The organism is Pseudolactococcus piscium (assembly GCF_002441695.1).
Taxonomy (GTDB): domain Bacteria; phylum Bacillota; class Bacilli; order Lactobacillales; family Streptococcaceae; genus Pseudolactococcus; species Pseudolactococcus piscium.
In genome coordinates this window covers 1-14748 of sequence record NZ_JXJW01000007.1, presented here as the reverse complement: position 1 = coordinate 14748, position 14748 = coordinate 1, and the positions used below count along the sequence as shown (strand labels likewise).

Below are 14748 nucleotides of genomic sequence, written 5' to 3'. Positions count from 1 at the left end.
CCCTACTATGGGAAAATATGAAGCATTGGCGAAAAAAATCGTCGACGAAGTTGGTGGTAAAGACAATATTAACAGTCTGACACATTGCATTACACGGTTACGTTTTAAACTCAAAGATGAGTCAAAGGCGCATGATGATGTGCTGAAAAACATGGACGGTGTTGTTACTGTTATGAAAGCTGGAGGTCAATATCAAGTTGTTATCGGTAACCATGTTCCAGCTGTCTATGATGATGTACTTGCTGTAGCGGGTATCTCAGGATCTGGTTCAGAAGATGACGGCCCAGCTGAAAAGCAAAAGCCATTTGATGCGATTATCGATGTTATTTCTAGCTGTTTCCAACCATTCCTAGGTGCACTTTGTGCTGCAGGTATGATTAAGGGGATTAACGCCCTGTTGATTTTTTTCAAACTATATGAAAATACATCAGGAACGTATATCACGCTAAATGCAATCGGGGATGCTGTTTTCTACTTCCTACCTTTGTTTGTAGCATTAACAGCATCACGCAAATTCAAATTATCAGAATACACAGGTCTAGCTCTCGGGGCAGCCTTAGTTTATCCAGCTATCCAACAGTCTGCTATCGTTGTCAAAGGTGCTAAACCACTTGGTGCAATTTTTGGTATTGACTATTACACAACTTTTGCAGGTATTCCATTAATTGCAAATAACTACACGTCATCAGTTATTCCAATTATCTTTATCATTTGGTTGGCATCGAAAATTCAAAAATGGGCGAAAAAAGTAATCCCTGAGTTAGTTGCGACTTTCTTTGTACCGATGGTTGTCTTATTGGTTACGATGCCAATTGGTTTCCTTGTTGTAGGACCGATTATCAGTCTCTTAACAGAATTATTGAATTCAGGCTTTAACTCAGTATATGGTTTCTCACCTATTTTATTCGGTCTCCTTGTAGGTGGTCTATGGCAAATCCTGGTTATCTTTGGCTTACACTGGGCACTTATCCCAATGCTTATGGCACAACTTGGTGAACAAGGCTGGTCAAATATCCTAGGTGGTCAATTTGCAGCAAGTTTCGCACAAATTGCTGTACTCATGGCGCTAATGTTTAAAATTTACAAGAAGAAAGATCGTCAATTGATTGTTCCGTCTATTATCTCAGGTATTGCTGGTGTTACAGAGCCTGCAATTTACGGGATTACCTTACCACGTGTTAAACCTTTTGTCATCTCATGTATTGCAGCAGCGACTGCTGGTGCTTATGCGGGCATGATGAATGTCACGACCTATATGATGGGTGGTCTTGGGATTTTTGCACTACCAACTATGATTTCAAATGGCAGAGATGGCACTGCAAATGGTGCGATTGGCTCTGTCATTCATGCAGTACTTTCAGCGCTTATCGGCATGGTTGTTGCCTTTGTACTGACGATGATTTTTTGTGAAAAAGAATATGATGAAGAAATTATGGAAGTTGCACCAACGATCGACCCAGCTACTAAAACTAAGGGGATTGCCCCTGAAAGTATTAGCTCGCCTGCCACTGGTGACCTTTTACCACTTCGTGAAGCTGGAGATGCAGCGTTCTCAGAAGGTCTCCTTGGCCAAGGTGCGGTGATTATACCGACTGTAGGAGAAGTTGTTGCACCCTTTGATGGGATTGTGATGACACTCTTCCCAACCAAGCATGCGATAGGCTTGATTTCAGATAAAGGAACGGAGCTGCTCATACACGTTGGCATTGATACAGTTCAACTTGATGGTAAATATTTTGAAGCGTTTGTCAAACAAGGTGATGTTGTTAAAAAAGGTCAAAAATTAGTTGCTTTTGATATCAAAGCTATTGAAGCTGCGGGCTTTAATACACAAATTCCAATTATTGTAACAAATACACAGGATTACAGTAAAGTTGATGTAAAAGCAGCTAAACACATCACGCCAGGGACACAGTTTATAGCTGTGGCTTAAAATGCTAGGCTAAGACATCATAGACGTAATTGGCTAGTAATCAACTCATCTAGTTCAGGATGACGATCAAAAAGAGGAGATAAAATGACATTTAAACAAGATTTTTTATGGGGTGGTGCAACAGCTGCTAATCAACTAGAAGGTGCTTTCGATGTAGCAGGTAAAGGCTTATCAGTTGCTGATGCCATGCCTGGTGGTAAAAGTCGGATGCAAATACTAGGATCAGATACCTTTGATTGGTCAATCGACGCTGATAAATATATGTATCCAAACCATAAAGGAATTGATCATTATCATCGATTTAAAGAGGACATCGCGCTTTTTGCTGAGATGGGATTTAAATGTTATCGTTTCTCTATCGCCTGGTCACGTATTTTCCCAATGGGTGATGAAACAAAAGCCAATGAAGCAGGCCTTGCTTTTTATGAGCAAGTTATCGACGAATGTCTCAAATATGATATTGAGCCTGTTATCACGATTTCTCACTATGAAATGCCCCTGAATTTAGCTAAGGCTTATGGCGGTTGGAAAAACAGAGAAATTGTTGGCTTTTATGAAAATTTTGCAAAAGCCGTTTTAACACGCTTCCACACAAAAGTTAAGTATTGGATGACTTTCAATGAAATCAACAGTGCGATTGCCTTGCCAGCATTGTCTCAAGGTATGGTTGCGACGACCGGTGGTGATCAACAACAAAACATTTTCCAAGCATGGCACCATCAATTCGTTGCGAGTTCACTCGCAGTTAAAATAGGTCACGAGTTAAATCCTGACCTACAAATTGGGTGTATGATTATTTACGCAACAACGTATAGTTATGATTCAAATCCAGTCAATCAAGTTGCAACGATGTTGCAAAACCAAGCCTTTAATTATTTCTGTGCTGACGTACAAGTTCGAGGAGAATATCCTGCCTATACACAAAAACTATTTAAAGAAAAAGGTGTGAGCCAACTAGCTATCGAAGATGGCGATTTAGCCTTGCTAAAAGCATATACAGTTGACTATGTTGGCTTTAGCTATTATATGTCTGCCGTTCAAAATGTAACTGACAAAGATGCGGATACAGTCGATGGTAACATTCTTGGCGGTGTTAAAAATCCTTTCCTTGAAGCGAGTGATTGGGGTTGGCAGATTGATCCAACTGGCTTGAGAATCGCCCTGAATGACTTACATGGTCGTTACCAAGTGCCACTTTTCATCGTAGAAAATGGCTTAGGTGCATATGATAAAGTGGAAGCTGATGGCACGATCAATGATGATTACCGGATTGATTATCTGGCTAAGCATATCCAAGCGATGTCAGATGCTGTCGAAGACGGTGTTGAGCTCATGGGTTATACACCATGGGGCTGTATTGACCTAGTGAGTGCATCAACAGGTGAGATGAGCAAACGTTATGGCTTTATTTATGTTGATCTTGATGACAATATCGAAGGGACAGGAAATAGAAGCAAGAAAAAATCATTTGAGTGGTATAAAAAAGTGATTGCAACTAAAGGAGAAGACTTAACAAATGACTAAAAAAATTGCATTTTTCGATGTAGATGGCACACTAGTTGGGGATGCTGGGATACCAACACAAACAACAATAGATGCCATCCGTCAATTTCAAGCGCAGGGACATCTGGCCATGGTTTGCACAGGTCGATCAAAACCAGAAATTCTACCAGAAATAATGGCGATAGGATTTGATGGGATTATCGGTGCTGGTGGTGGCTTCATCTCTATTGGTGAGGATATTATTCATCATCACACCATGCCTGAAGCTGATGTTCGAGAAATTATCCAATTTTTTAAAGCAAATGAGATTGAGTATTATCTAGAGTCAAATTCTGGCTTGTTTGGTAGTGACAACTATTCTGAGAAAATTACGGAAACGATTGCTGAATATACCAATCGTAACCTAGCAGAAACGATAAGTTTACGTGAAAAATTTTCATGGTTTGATCAGTTGATTGCATCATTTGCAAATCAGCCGATTGATTATGCAGACGTTAATAAGATTTCATTTATTAATAATCGCTTTGCATACCAATCAATTGCAGATAAATTTGGTCATCAATTTGAAATGTTTAATATGACAGTCCCGTTTTTTGGTAAAGAAAGTGGTGAAATTGCGGTTAAAGGTAATGATAAAGAGACTGCGATAACGATTGTATTGGATAAATTGGGGCTGACTAAAGCGGATGCAATTTCTTTTGGTGATGCGAATAATGATCTAGCAATGTTTCGTGCATGTGGCTATAATATTGCCATGGGAAATGGGACAGAAGAACTTAAGGCGGCAGCTGACGAGGTGACGAGTGATGTCGACCACGACGGAATTGCCGTAAGTTTAGAAGCCAATCAGTATTTTAAAATGTAAAGAAAAGGAGAATTAACAAATGGGATTTCCAAAAGGATTTTTATGGGGAGGGGCTACAGCAGCCAATCAGTGTGAAGGCGGCTATAACGAAGGCGGACGTGGTCTTGCTAATGTTGATGTCGTACCATTAGGAGAAGATCGTTTTCCAATCATCACGGGTAAAATGAATCACCTAGCTTTTGATGAGGACCACTTTTATCCGGCTAAAGAAGCGATTGATATGTATCATCATTTTAAAGAAGATATCAAGTTGTTTGGTGAGATGGGATTTAAAACCTATCGGCTATCTATTGCCTGGTCTCGTATCTTCCCCAAAGGTGATGAGGCAGAACCAAATGAAGCTGGCTTGAAATTCTATGAAGATCTATTTAATGAATGTCATAAATATGGCATTGAACCTTTAGTGACGATTACACATTTTGACTGCCCAATTCATTTAATTAAAGAATACGGTGGTTGGAAAAATAGAAAGCTCGTTGATTTCTATGAAAACTTAGTGCGTGTCTTGTTTACGCGTTATAAAGGATTGGTCAAATACTGGTTGACATTCAACGAAATTAATATGATTCTTCATGCCCCTTTCATGGGTGCTGGCTTAACATTTGAAGATGGGGAAGACCAAGAACTTGCAAAATATACAGCAGCTCACCATGAGTTGTTGGCAAGTGCACGTGCGACAAAAATTGCTCATGAGATTGACCCTGAAAACCAAGTTGGGTGTATGATGGCGGGTGCAGTTTATTACCCATATTCATGTCGTCCTGGGGATGTTTGGGCAGCTTATGAAGATGCGCGTGACGAATACTATCTGATCGATGTACAAGCGCGTGGTGAATATCCAAGATATTTCCTCAAACGGTTGGAACGTAAGGGGATTGTGCTGCCTATTGAAGACGGAGATTTGGCTTTCTTGAAAGCAAACACAGTCGACTTTGTATCCTTTAGCTACTATGCAACGCGTGTCTCTGTTGGTGATGATAATGATGAAGTAGAATTTACAGCTTCAAATATCTTTGACTCAGTTAAAAATCCATATCTTGAATCAAGTGAATGGGGCTGGCAAATTGACCCACTCGGTTTCCGTACGACCTTGAACAGTCTTTATGACCGTTATCAAAAACCACTATTTGTCGTAGAAAATGGTCTAGGCGCAGTTGATACACCTGATGAAAATAGTTATGTAGCAGATGATTATCGTATTGATTATATGGCAAAACATGTTGATGCCATGCGTGATGCGATCGATATCGACGGTGTCGAAGTGCTCGGTTATACCTCATGGGGCTGTATTGACCTTGTTTCTGCGGGTACTGGCGAAATGAAAAAACGGTATGGCTTTATCTATGTGGATCGTGATAATGAGGGGAATGGTACCTTGAAACGTACGCCTAAAAAATCATTTAACTGGTACAAGCAAGTCATCGCAAGTAATGGTGAAGATACATCTTGGAAAAAGGACTAGTCTCATATGAAAAAGTTGTCTTAGGACAGCTTTTTTTTGAACTTGTGCTTGCCTAGTTGCTTTTTATAGTCAAAACAGTTACACTTATAAACGTTGGGTTTTTTAAGCCTAATGTTAATCATGTGTTAATTAGTAGTAACTTATTAAATAAAAAGGAAATCGATATATGGAAGGCATTTTGCTAGCACTAATTCCTATGGTGTCATGGGGATCAATTATTTTTGTTTCAAGTAAAATTGGCGGCAATGCAAATCAGCAGACGTTTGGTATGACATTAGGTGCCTTTGTTTTTGCACTTGTTGTCTTTGCTGTTAGGCAACCAAAGCTAGATTTAACAACGATTCTGATCGGTCTAGTCGGTGGTGGCCTATGGTCAATTGGTCAAAATGAACAGTTTAAGGCTGCTAAATTTATGGGCGTTTCTGTTGCAGGACCGTTGTCAAGTGGGGCGCAACTCGTGATTGGCTCACTAATCGGTGTTCTCGCTTTCGGGGAATGGTCAAAGCCGGTTCAATATCTACTGGGTAGCATCGCGATTATTGTGCTTGTGATTGGGTTTTATTTTTCGTCTCGTAAGGACCCCAATACTGAAAGCGTATCTGGTCAACAGCATCTAGGAAAAGGGCTACGCTCCATCGCCTATTCAACCTTTGGTTATGTCTTGTATGCGACGCTATTTAATAACTTATCCGACCTTATTTTTCATGTCAAAATAGATACATTGACAGTTATTCTGCCTATGTCAGTTGGTATGATGATTGGTGCCTGGATAATTGCAGGTGGTAAAATTAAACTTGAACCGGTTGTTTTCAAAAATATTCCAGTTGGGTTGATGTGGGGTCTAGGTAATGTCTTTATGTTGCTGGCTGCGGCAAAGGCAGGGCTTGCTATTGCTTTCTCGTTTTCACAACTTGGCATTATCATCTCGACAATTGGTGGCATTCTATTTCTCGGGGAGAAAAAGACAAAATTGGAATTACGCTATGTTGTGATTGGGACTGCATTATTCATTATTGGTGCGATACTATTAGCGATTGTTAAAATACAATAACCTTAAAGCATGAGATCTGACTAGTCGGACCTCATGCTTTGTCTTATTAACGATATGCTACAATATAGATATGATACAAGCCTATTTTAATATTTTCGCTATTTTTGCCATGATGTTTGTTGGCTATTTCTTATCCTATAAGAAATGGTTTGATCGTCATACGGCAGATGTCTTTTCAAAAATGGTATTAGGTCTAGCCTTACCTTTTGAAATGTTTATCACACTCACACAGAAATTCTCTAGAGGAGAATTTCTAAACCTATTTGCTAGTATCGTTGTGCCTGTTTTATCCATGGTTTTAAGCTACTGGGTTTCAAAAGGTATGGCTACCTTACTAAGTGTTGACAAACATCTTCTAGGAACATTTAGCACGATGTTTACATGTAGTAATACGATTTTCATAGGGTTGCCGATTAACATGGCGATCTTTGGTAGTCAAGCTGTGCCCTATGTCTTGATTTACTATATCGCAAATACCACATTTTTTTGGACTTGGGGCATATACAAGATTTCCCAGGATTCTCAAACTTTTGCTCATGTAGCAGTAGCCCAATCATTTAGCCTTATTGACGGCCTGAAAAAGCTATTGAATCCTGCCATGCTTGGCTTTTTAGTCGGTATTGCCTGGTTGTTGACGGGTGTCAAAGTACCACTTGCTTTGGCAAATTTTTCGACCTATATCGGCAATCTAACGACCCCGTTGTCAATGTTTATTATAGGGATTACGGTCTATTTTTTAGGAATTAGAACACTAAAATTGAATAAGGCAATCGTTGGTGTATTACTAGGGAGATTTATTATTTCTCCTTTGCTCATTATCTTAATCACTCGCGTGATACAGTTGCCAGATATGATGGTTAAAGTCTTCTTCATACAATCTGCTATGCCTATTCAGAATTCAGTTCCTATTTTGGCTAGACTCTATCATGCAGATGTGGCATTTGCAACGTCAACGCTAGGCTATACAGTCTTATCTTATTTAGCAGTTGTTCCGATGTTACTCGCTATCATGCAGCTAATATAAGCAATCATGATAGCGAGTAACATGAAAATGCGTTAAAAAAATCCGCTTGGCATGTTAATTGCTGCCAAGCGGATTTTGTTTATAATTTGTCATTTACAAATTTCACAAAGTGATTCCACATAATCTTAACGGAATTACTTCTCGCAACAGCACTTGTTGCTGTCAAATGTAGGTCTTCTCCATCAAATCCTGGTAGGTAGCCTAGCTTGTCTTTAATATGAAAAGTTACCTTGACAAGCTTTTGATTTTTGGCAATTGCAGCAGTTACTTTGTCGTTTTGTTTTTTATTGAATGTGATTGCAGTCGTTGTACCTGTACCAGCCATTGGGACCACAGCGGAGAAGTCTTTTTCTGGCACAACATTAACTTGATTACGTTGTCCATCGACAACCGTCAATTGGGTCGGTGCATCAGGACTGTCCATTTTAATCCCTTTGGCTGCAAATGTATGGGTTTGCCAAGTACCATAGACATAGTTCATGAGTGCACCAGTTGCTGTAAAACGTGCTAATTGGTCAGCATCAGCATTGTCAGCATTTAAGACAACCGTGATAATACGGAAGCCGTTTTGAACCGTTGTTGCGACAAAACAGGCGCCTGCTAAAGCAGTTGTCCCTGTTTTTAAGCCATCAACTCCTGGTCTGGCTGCTGGGAGTCCAGGTAACATATAGTTATAAGTGGCTAGTGTTTGTTTAGAAGGACCATTAGCGTCAAAGGGTTCAGTTGCTTTTTGGCTGGTTTCTAAAACATCTGGAAAATCAGCAATTAAATGTTGGGCAACGATGGCAACATCTTGTGCAGACAATTCATTTTCATCTGTTGATGATGAACCAGGGTAAATATTTTCACCAAGTACACTATTGTTTAGGCCAGATGCATTGACTAGTTTGGCATCTGTAATCCCCCAGTAGGCTAATTGGGTTTTCATTAAATCGACGAATTTGGGTTCTGTTCCACCAATTTTTTCAGCTAGTGTGATCGCAGCTGAATTGGCTGATTGGATCATAGCAGCGTTGAACAAATCACGAACTGTGAATGCTTCGTCTTTATCCATGACAGCAATGTTAGACGCTTCTGGATTTTGGGTCAAGTTATAAGCGTAATCACTCATTTTAATTTTATCATCCCAATTTAGTTTGCCTTTTTTAATGGCATCAAGTGTCATATAAATTGTGATGATTTTAGTAATAGAGGCAACACCCATAGGAGAGGTTGTGTTCTTTGCATATAAAACCTTACCGCTACTCGCATCTATTGCAAGTGCTGCTTTAGCAGAGACGTCAAATGGTTCATCGGCACTAACTACGGAAGCAAAAGGCGCCGTGATAAGGGTAAAGCAAAGTGTTACTAGTAAAAATATCTTTTTCTTCATAGTTTAAATTATAACAGAATTTAGTTTATTTTAGCTAGTGTACCTTGATTAATACATCTACTAAAATTAATATGTTGTTGCATTAAGTAATTGCTATTGACACAATATGGTAAGTATGATAAACTGATAAACGGTACTTTTTCATTTGGTAACACAAAAGAAGCCTAAGTTATTTAACTTAGGTAGTATCCAAATTCTTGTTGGAACTTGGGCTTAAGCGACCATATACCAACGCAACTAAACGAAAAAACGAAAGGAATGCTATCGGTCTTATTATCGCTTATTGACTTCGTCAAAATAACGACTGACAGCAAGCAAGAAATGCCTACTATTAACCAATTGGTTCGCAAACCGCGTAAATCAAAAATTGTTAAATCAACAGCACCAGCATTGAACATTGGCTTTAACAGCCGTAAAAAAGTTCAAACGAAAACAAACTCACCACAAAAACGTGGGGTTGCAACTCGTGTTGGTACAATGACACCTAAAAAACCTAACTCAGCTTTGCGTAAATTCGCACGTGTGCGTTTGTCAAACTTGATCGAGGTAACAGCTTATATCCCAGGTATCGGTCACAACTTACAAGAACATAGCGTTGTTTTACTTCGTGGTGGTCGTGTAAAAGACCTTCCAGGGGTACGTTACCATATCGTCCGTGGTGCACTTGATACTGCTGGCGTAACAGATCGTAAACAAGGCCGTTCTAAATACGGTACTAAAAAACCTAAAGCATAATCTGAAAGGAGATAAGATAAATGCGTAAAAATCGTGCACCAAAACGTGAAGTTTTGGCAGATCCATTATACAACTCAGTCGTAGTCACTCGCCTTATCAACCGCGTTATGCTTGATGGTAAACGTGGTACTTCAGCTAGCATCGTCTATGGCGCCTTTGAGCAAATCAAAGAAGCGACAGGAACAGAAGCTATTGAAGTATTTGAACAAGCGATGGAAAACATCATGCCAGTTTTGGAAGTTCGTGCTCGCCGTGTTGGTGGTTCAAACTACCAAGTACCAGTTGAAGTACGTCCAGAACGCCGTGTAACACTTGGTTTGCGTTGGTTGGTAACAATCGCTCGTAAACGTGGTGAACATACAATGCAAGATCGTTTGGCTAAAGAAATCATGGATGCAGCTAACAATACTGGGGCTGCAGTTAAAAAACGTGAAGATACTCACAAAATGGCAGAAGCTAACCGTGCGTTCGCTCACTTCCGTTGGTAGGATTTTTTCTGAGCGAGTGCTCGTTTTCTGATCACAGCTAAGAAAAATTTTAACATAAGTAACTTAAGAAAATACTAGGTGGGCGACCTGCCTTCCTAGTTTTTTTACTCAAATAGACATATTAGGAGACCTATTCATGGCACGCGAATTTTCTTTAGAAAACACTCGTAACATCGGTATCATGGCCCACGTCGACGCTGGTAAAACAACGACGACTGAGCGTGTACTTTACTATACTGGTAAAATCCATAAAATTGGTGAAACACATGAAGGTGCTTCACAAATGGACTGGATGGCCCAAGAACAAGAACGTGGTATCACCATCACTTCAGCGGCAACAACTGCTGCATGGCATGATACACGTATCAACATCATCGACACACCAGGTCACGTGGACTTCACAATCGAAGTGCAACGTTCACTTCGTGTACTAGATGGTGCTGTTACAGTTCTTGATGCACAATCTGGTGTTGAGCCTCAAACAGAAACTGTTTGGCGTCAAGCAACAGATTATGGTGTGCCACGTATCGTATTTGCTAACAAAATGGATAAAATCGGAGCTGATTTCTTCTATTCATTAAATACACTTCATGATCGTTTGAATGCCAATGCGCATCCAATCCAAATTCCAATCGGTGCTGAAGAAGATTTCGAAGGGATTATCGACCTAGTAAGAATGCGTGCCGAAGTCTATACAAATGACCTAGGTACTGATATTCTTGATGAAGAGATTCCAGAAGAATACCTTGCTCAAGCTGAAGAATGGCGCGCTAAATTAATCGAAGCTGTTGCAGATACTGATGAAGACATCATGATGAAATATCTGGAAGGTGAAGAAATCACTGAAGCTGAGCTTAAAGCGGCTATCCGTAAAGCAACAATCAACGTTGAATTCTACCCAATGCTTGCAGGTTCTGCCTTCAAGAACAAAGGTGTTCAAATGATGCTTGATGCAGTAGTTGACTACTTGCCAGCACCAACTGACGTTCCTGCTATTAAAGGTGTTACACCTGACGGCGAAGAAACTGAACGTCATGCTGACGATTCTGAACCATTTTCAGCGCTTGCCTTTAAAGTTATGACTGACCCATTCGTAGGTCGTTTGACGTTCTTCCGTGTTTATTCTGGTGTCTTGTCATCAGGTTCATACGTTTTGAATGCATCAAAAGGTAAACGCGAACGTATCGGTCGTATCCTCCAAATGCACGCAAACACACGTAATGAAATTAACGATGTCTTTTCAGGAGATATCGCTGCAGCTGTTGGTTTGAAAGATACAACAACTGGTGACTCATTGACAGACGAAAAGAATCCAGTTATTCTTGAATCTATCGAATTCCCAGAACCAGTTATCCAAGTTATGGTTGAGCCTAAATCTAAAGCTGACCAAGATAAAATGGGTGTTGCCCTTCAAAAACTTGCTGAAGAAGATCCATCATTCCGCGTTGAAACAAACGTTGAAACTGGTGAAACACTTATCGCTGGTATGGGTGAGCTTCACTTAGATATCCTTGTTGACCGTATGCGTCGTGAGTTCAACGTTGATGCAAACGTTGGTGCGCCACAAGTATCATACCGTGAAACATTCCGTGCCCCTGTGACACAAGCCGAAGGTAAATTCGTTCGTCAATCAGGTGGTAAAGGTCAATACGGACACGTTTGGGTTGAATTTACACCAAATGAAGAAGGTAAAGGATTTGAGTTTGAGAATGCTATCGTTGGTGGTGTTGTCCCTCGTGAATATATCCCAGCTGTTGAAAAAGGTTTGGCAGAAGCAATGCAAAATGGTGTCCTTGCTGGATACCCACTTGTTGACGTGAAAGCAAAACTTTACGATGGGTCATACCATGATGTCGATTCAAATGAAACTGCCTTCCGTGTTGCTGCATCATACGCTTTGAAAGCTGCTGCACCAAAAGCGAAACCAGTTATTCTTGAGCCAATGATGAAGGTTACTGTTACAGTTCCTGAAGAAAACTTAGGTGATATCATGGGTCACGTGACTGCTCGTCGTGGTCGTGTTGAAGGTATGGAAGCGCATGGTAACAGCCAAATCGTTCATGCGTTCGTCCCACTTGCTGAAATGTTCGGTTATGCAACAACACTTCGTTCATCTACACAAGGACGTGGTACGTTCATGATGGTATTTGACCACTATGAAGATGTTCCTAAATCAGTACAAGAAGCAATCATTAAGAAAAATCAAGGTTAAGACTAATAAATTAGCGCGAACAATTTTAATTGTTCGTGTTTTTTGTTTTTCTTTGCTATAATAGAATAAGAACAAACATTACTAAACTAAATATTTTATGATAAAGAAACTTGTTTTAAGATATCAAAATGATTAGATTGACACTGCACCTTAACAAGTAGTTTAAGCTTATCAAGTCATTTTCAGGATGATTTGGTATATCGTGGTGATTGTTTGTTACTGAAAAGAGGTAGACCCATGAAAAGAAGTGAACGATTGGTAGATTTTACCAACTATTTATTAAACCACGCTAGAAAATTGACAACCCTATCTTTTTTTAGTGACAGGTATGGTGCTGCAAAGTCATCAATATCAGAAGATTTAGTGATCATCAAGCGGATTTTTGATGAGACTGGTGTTGGTACAATTAAAACGTATGCAGGTGTTTCTGGAGGGGTTGTGTTTACACCTGAAATATCTGATGAACATTCACGCAAAATCGTATCCGAAATTGCAACGCTGATGCGCGAAAGTAACCGCATTTTACCAGGTGGCTATATCTACCTGTCTGATATCTTAGGTAGCCCGAAAAATCTAGACAAGATTGGCAAAATTATCGCACATGCCTATGCGGGAAAGCAGATAGACGCAGTCATGACAATTGCGACAAAAGGCATTCCGATTGCACAGGCAGTAAGTGCAATTCTGGATGTACCATTTGTGATTGTCAGACGTGATCCGAAAGTAACTGAAGGGGCCACGCTAAATGTTAATTATATGTCTGGGTCAAGTTCAAAAGTTGAAAACATGACCTTGTCCAAAAGGTCGCTTGCACCAGGTCAACGTGTCCTTATCGTAGATGATTTTATGAAAGGCGGCGGAACATTGAACGGTATGAAATCACTTGTGCATGAATTTGATTGTCTGCTTGCAGGAGTTGCCGTTTTTGCGGAAGGTCCTTTTAAAGGCCAACGCTTAATTTCGGATTTTAAATCCATTTTAAAAATAAAAAGTATCGATATAGAAAACAGATCAATAGATGTTGCGTTAGGCAACATTTATGACGCATAAAAACTGAATTTAAGGAATCATATAAGCCTATGATTCTTTTTTTATGAGGTTAAACCTGTTTAAGAAAGCATATGTTACGATAATAAAGTTAATTTAGCTGAATGCAAATAACAACTAATCAAAAAATATAGTCGGCAATGGATAAGTTTATTTTTAATTTCATCAAAAAAAGAACAAGACTTTAGTGTGTCGTCTTGTTCCTCTAATGTTATATTAGTACCATTATGATCGTATTACTGGTGTTTTTGCATAAATAATGCTTGTAGTCGATAATAGTATTGTAAATCACTCGTTTTATAGTAATGATACCAGGCATCTAAAATATCTGTATCAATAATATTAAATTTTGCAACTAACGTGTATGCGACAAGTAATGCACTTGCTGCACTAGCTGTAATTTGCTTCACTAACGTACTGATCGCTGACTAATTTTAAAAAATCTAATGCGTTACTGGTATGTTTTCGTGTCGCTAGTATACCTAGAGAATTTAATGCACCTACAGACGCACATATAGATACAACTGTCCCGTTTTCTAGTGATACTTTTTCCGTCATGGACAGTATGGCTTTATGTTTTTTATCATGCCACGTATCTGCACCAGCTAATAGCAATGCAGTATCAGCAGAAATGTCTATTTCTGCAACAGAGCAGTCGGGGATAATTTTGAGTCCGCCTGCCGTCTTGATGGGCCTAATATCTGCGCCAACCATTTTTAACTCAATTTTATCATGATCTACTTCATAAAAGCTATCATTGTTTAAAAGTGGTAATAAGTAAGCATATTGCCAATCAGCCATCGTATCCATTATGTAAATATAGACTTGTTTCATTTGTTTTCATTCTTTCTTTTATTCTCTTCGTGTTATGTTTTCCTTGTAGGTCAATAAGCCAAATCATCCATCAATCCCCTTTGTATTGTAATAGATTCAGTACATACCAAATGATATTTAATGTTAATTTAGAACATAATGAGAGTGGTAATGGAAATAAATAATGATTCGATATCAGTTTTGATAAAGTAGCAAGCAATAAAAAGTAAAAAGAATGTAAAA

The 14748-nt window shown here is 39.4% G+C and carries 13 protein-coding genes; 10 read left to right on the top strand and 3 right to left on the bottom strand.

Annotated elements, in window-relative coordinates; all coding sequences use genetic code 11:
• Positions 1-7 precede the first annotated feature (7 nt).
• The 6 genes from RU86_RS04430 (at position 8) to RU86_RS04405 (ending at position 7838) form a co-directional block, all read left to right on the top strand.
• On the top strand, positions 8-1933 hold the full coding sequence (locus RU86_RS04430; protein WP_096814246.1) for a beta-glucoside-specific PTS transporter subunit IIABC: 1926 nt from the start codon (positions 8-10) through the stop codon (positions 1931-1933).
• Positions 1934-2017: 84 nt separating this feature from the next.
• Entirely contained in the window at positions 2018-3457 is a 1440-nt protein-coding gene (locus RU86_RS04425; protein ID WP_096814245.1) for a glycoside hydrolase family 1 protein, read from the top strand.
• A complete protein-coding gene (locus tag RU86_RS04420) occupies positions 3450-4301 on the top strand; it encodes a Cof-type HAD-IIB family hydrolase (protein ID WP_096814244.1) in 852 nt (283 codons plus the stop codon). The genes RU86_RS04425 and RU86_RS04420 overlap by 8 nt, the downstream gene beginning before the upstream one ends.
• A gap of 19 nt (positions 4302-4320) precedes the next feature.
• The gene (locus RU86_RS04415) at positions 4321-5763 is read left to right on the top strand and encodes a 6-phospho-beta-glucosidase (protein WP_096814243.1); all 1443 of its coding nucleotides are present in this window, start codon (positions 4321-4323) and stop codon (positions 5761-5763) included.
• A 166-nt stretch (positions 5764-5929) separates the two neighbouring features.
• Positions 5930-6814 (top strand): GRP family sugar transporter, encoded by an 885-nt coding sequence (locus tag RU86_RS04410; protein WP_096814242.1) that lies wholly within the window; start codon positions 5930-5932, stop codon positions 6812-6814.
• A gap of 70 nt (positions 6815-6884) precedes the next feature.
• Positions 6885-7838: an AEC family transporter gene (locus tag RU86_RS04405; RefSeq protein ID WP_096814241.1), complete on the top strand. Its 954-nt coding sequence runs from the start codon at positions 6885-6887 to the stop codon at positions 7836-7838.
• A 79-nt stretch (positions 7839-7917) separates the two neighbouring features.
• Here the strand turns inward: RU86_RS04405 and pbp3 are convergent, their stop codons facing one another.
• A complete protein-coding gene (gene pbp3 / locus RU86_RS04400; protein WP_096814240.1) occupies positions 7918-9210 on the bottom strand; it encodes a D-alanyl-D-alanine carboxypeptidase PBP3 in 1293 nt (430 codons plus the stop codon).
• A gap of 321 nt (positions 9211-9531) precedes the next feature.
• On the opposite strand from pbp3, the gene rpsL reads away from it, so the two are divergent.
• The 4 genes from rpsL (at position 9532) to purR (ending at position 13695) form a co-directional block, all read left to right on the top strand.
• Positions 9532-9945, top strand: a complete 414-nt coding sequence (gene rpsL, locus RU86_RS04395; protein ID WP_047916686.1) for a 30S ribosomal protein S12 — start codon at positions 9532-9534, stop codon at positions 9943-9945.
• A 20-nt stretch (positions 9946-9965) separates the two neighbouring features.
• Positions 9966-10433: a 30S ribosomal protein S7 gene (gene rpsG, locus RU86_RS04390; RefSeq protein ID WP_003140269.1), complete on the top strand. Its 468-nt coding sequence runs from the start codon at positions 9966-9968 to the stop codon at positions 10431-10433.
• Between the two features lie 136 nt (positions 10434-10569).
• The gene (fusA, locus tag RU86_RS04385) at positions 10570-12645 is read left to right on the top strand and encodes an elongation factor G (RefSeq protein ID WP_096814239.1); all 2076 of its coding nucleotides are present in this window, start codon (positions 10570-10572) and stop codon (positions 12643-12645) included.
• Between the two features lie 237 nt (positions 12646-12882).
• Complete coding sequence (gene purR / locus RU86_RS04380; RefSeq protein ID WP_096814238.1) at positions 12883-13695, top strand: pur operon repressor; 813 nt, start codon at positions 12883-12885, stop codon at positions 13693-13695.
• Between the two features lie 233 nt (positions 13696-13928).
• Here the strand turns inward: purR and RU86_RS12015 are convergent, their stop codons facing one another.
• On the bottom strand, positions 13929-14102 hold the full coding sequence (locus tag RU86_RS12015) for a hypothetical protein (RefSeq protein ID WP_179296200.1): 174 nt from the start codon (positions 14100-14102) through the stop codon (positions 13929-13931).
• Positions 14083-14526 (bottom strand): DJ-1/PfpI family protein, encoded by a 444-nt coding sequence (locus RU86_RS04375; RefSeq protein WP_096814237.1) that lies wholly within the window; start codon positions 14524-14526, stop codon positions 14083-14085. The genes RU86_RS12015 and RU86_RS04375 overlap by 20 nt, the downstream gene beginning before the upstream one ends.
• Positions 14527-14748: the final 222 nt, after the last annotated feature.

What these genes read in the sequence shown, in the direction of transcription:
- RU86_RS04430 (WP_096814246.1), top strand. Translation starts at nt 8, where the DNA reads ATGGGAAAATATGAAGCATTGGCGAAAAAAATCGTCGACGAAGTTGGT.
- RU86_RS04425 (WP_096814245.1), top strand. Translation starts at nt 2,018, where the DNA reads ATGACATTTAAACAAGATTTTTTATGGGGTGGTGCAACAGCTGCTAAT.
- RU86_RS04420 (WP_096814244.1), top strand. Translation starts at nt 3,450, where the DNA reads ATGACTAAAAAAATTGCATTTTTCGATGTAGATGGCACACTAGTTGGG.
- RU86_RS04415 (WP_096814243.1), top strand. Translation starts at nt 4,321, where the DNA reads ATGGGATTTCCAAAAGGATTTTTATGGGGAGGGGCTACAGCAGCCAAT.
- RU86_RS04410 (WP_096814242.1), top strand. Translation starts at nt 5,930, where the DNA reads ATGGAAGGCATTTTGCTAGCACTAATTCCTATGGTGTCATGGGGATCA.
- RU86_RS04405 (WP_096814241.1), top strand. Translation starts at nt 6,885, where the DNA reads ATGATACAAGCCTATTTTAATATTTTCGCTATTTTTGCCATGATGTTT.
- pbp3 (WP_096814240.1), bottom strand. Translation starts at nt 9,210, where the DNA reads ATGAAGAAAAAGATATTTTTACTAGTAACACTTTGCTTTACCCTTATC.
- rpsL (WP_047916686.1), top strand. Translation starts at nt 9,532, where the DNA reads ATGCCTACTATTAACCAATTGGTTCGCAAACCGCGTAAATCAAAAATT.
- rpsG (WP_003140269.1), top strand. Translation starts at nt 9,966, where the DNA reads ATGCGTAAAAATCGTGCACCAAAACGTGAAGTTTTGGCAGATCCATTA.
- fusA (WP_096814239.1), top strand. Translation starts at nt 10,570, where the DNA reads ATGGCACGCGAATTTTCTTTAGAAAACACTCGTAACATCGGTATCATG.
- purR (WP_096814238.1), top strand. Translation starts at nt 12,883, where the DNA reads ATGAAAAGAAGTGAACGATTGGTAGATTTTACCAACTATTTATTAAAC.
- RU86_RS04375 (WP_096814237.1), bottom strand. Translation starts at nt 14,526, where the DNA reads ATGAAACAAGTCTATATTTACATAATGGATACGATGGCTGATTGGCAA.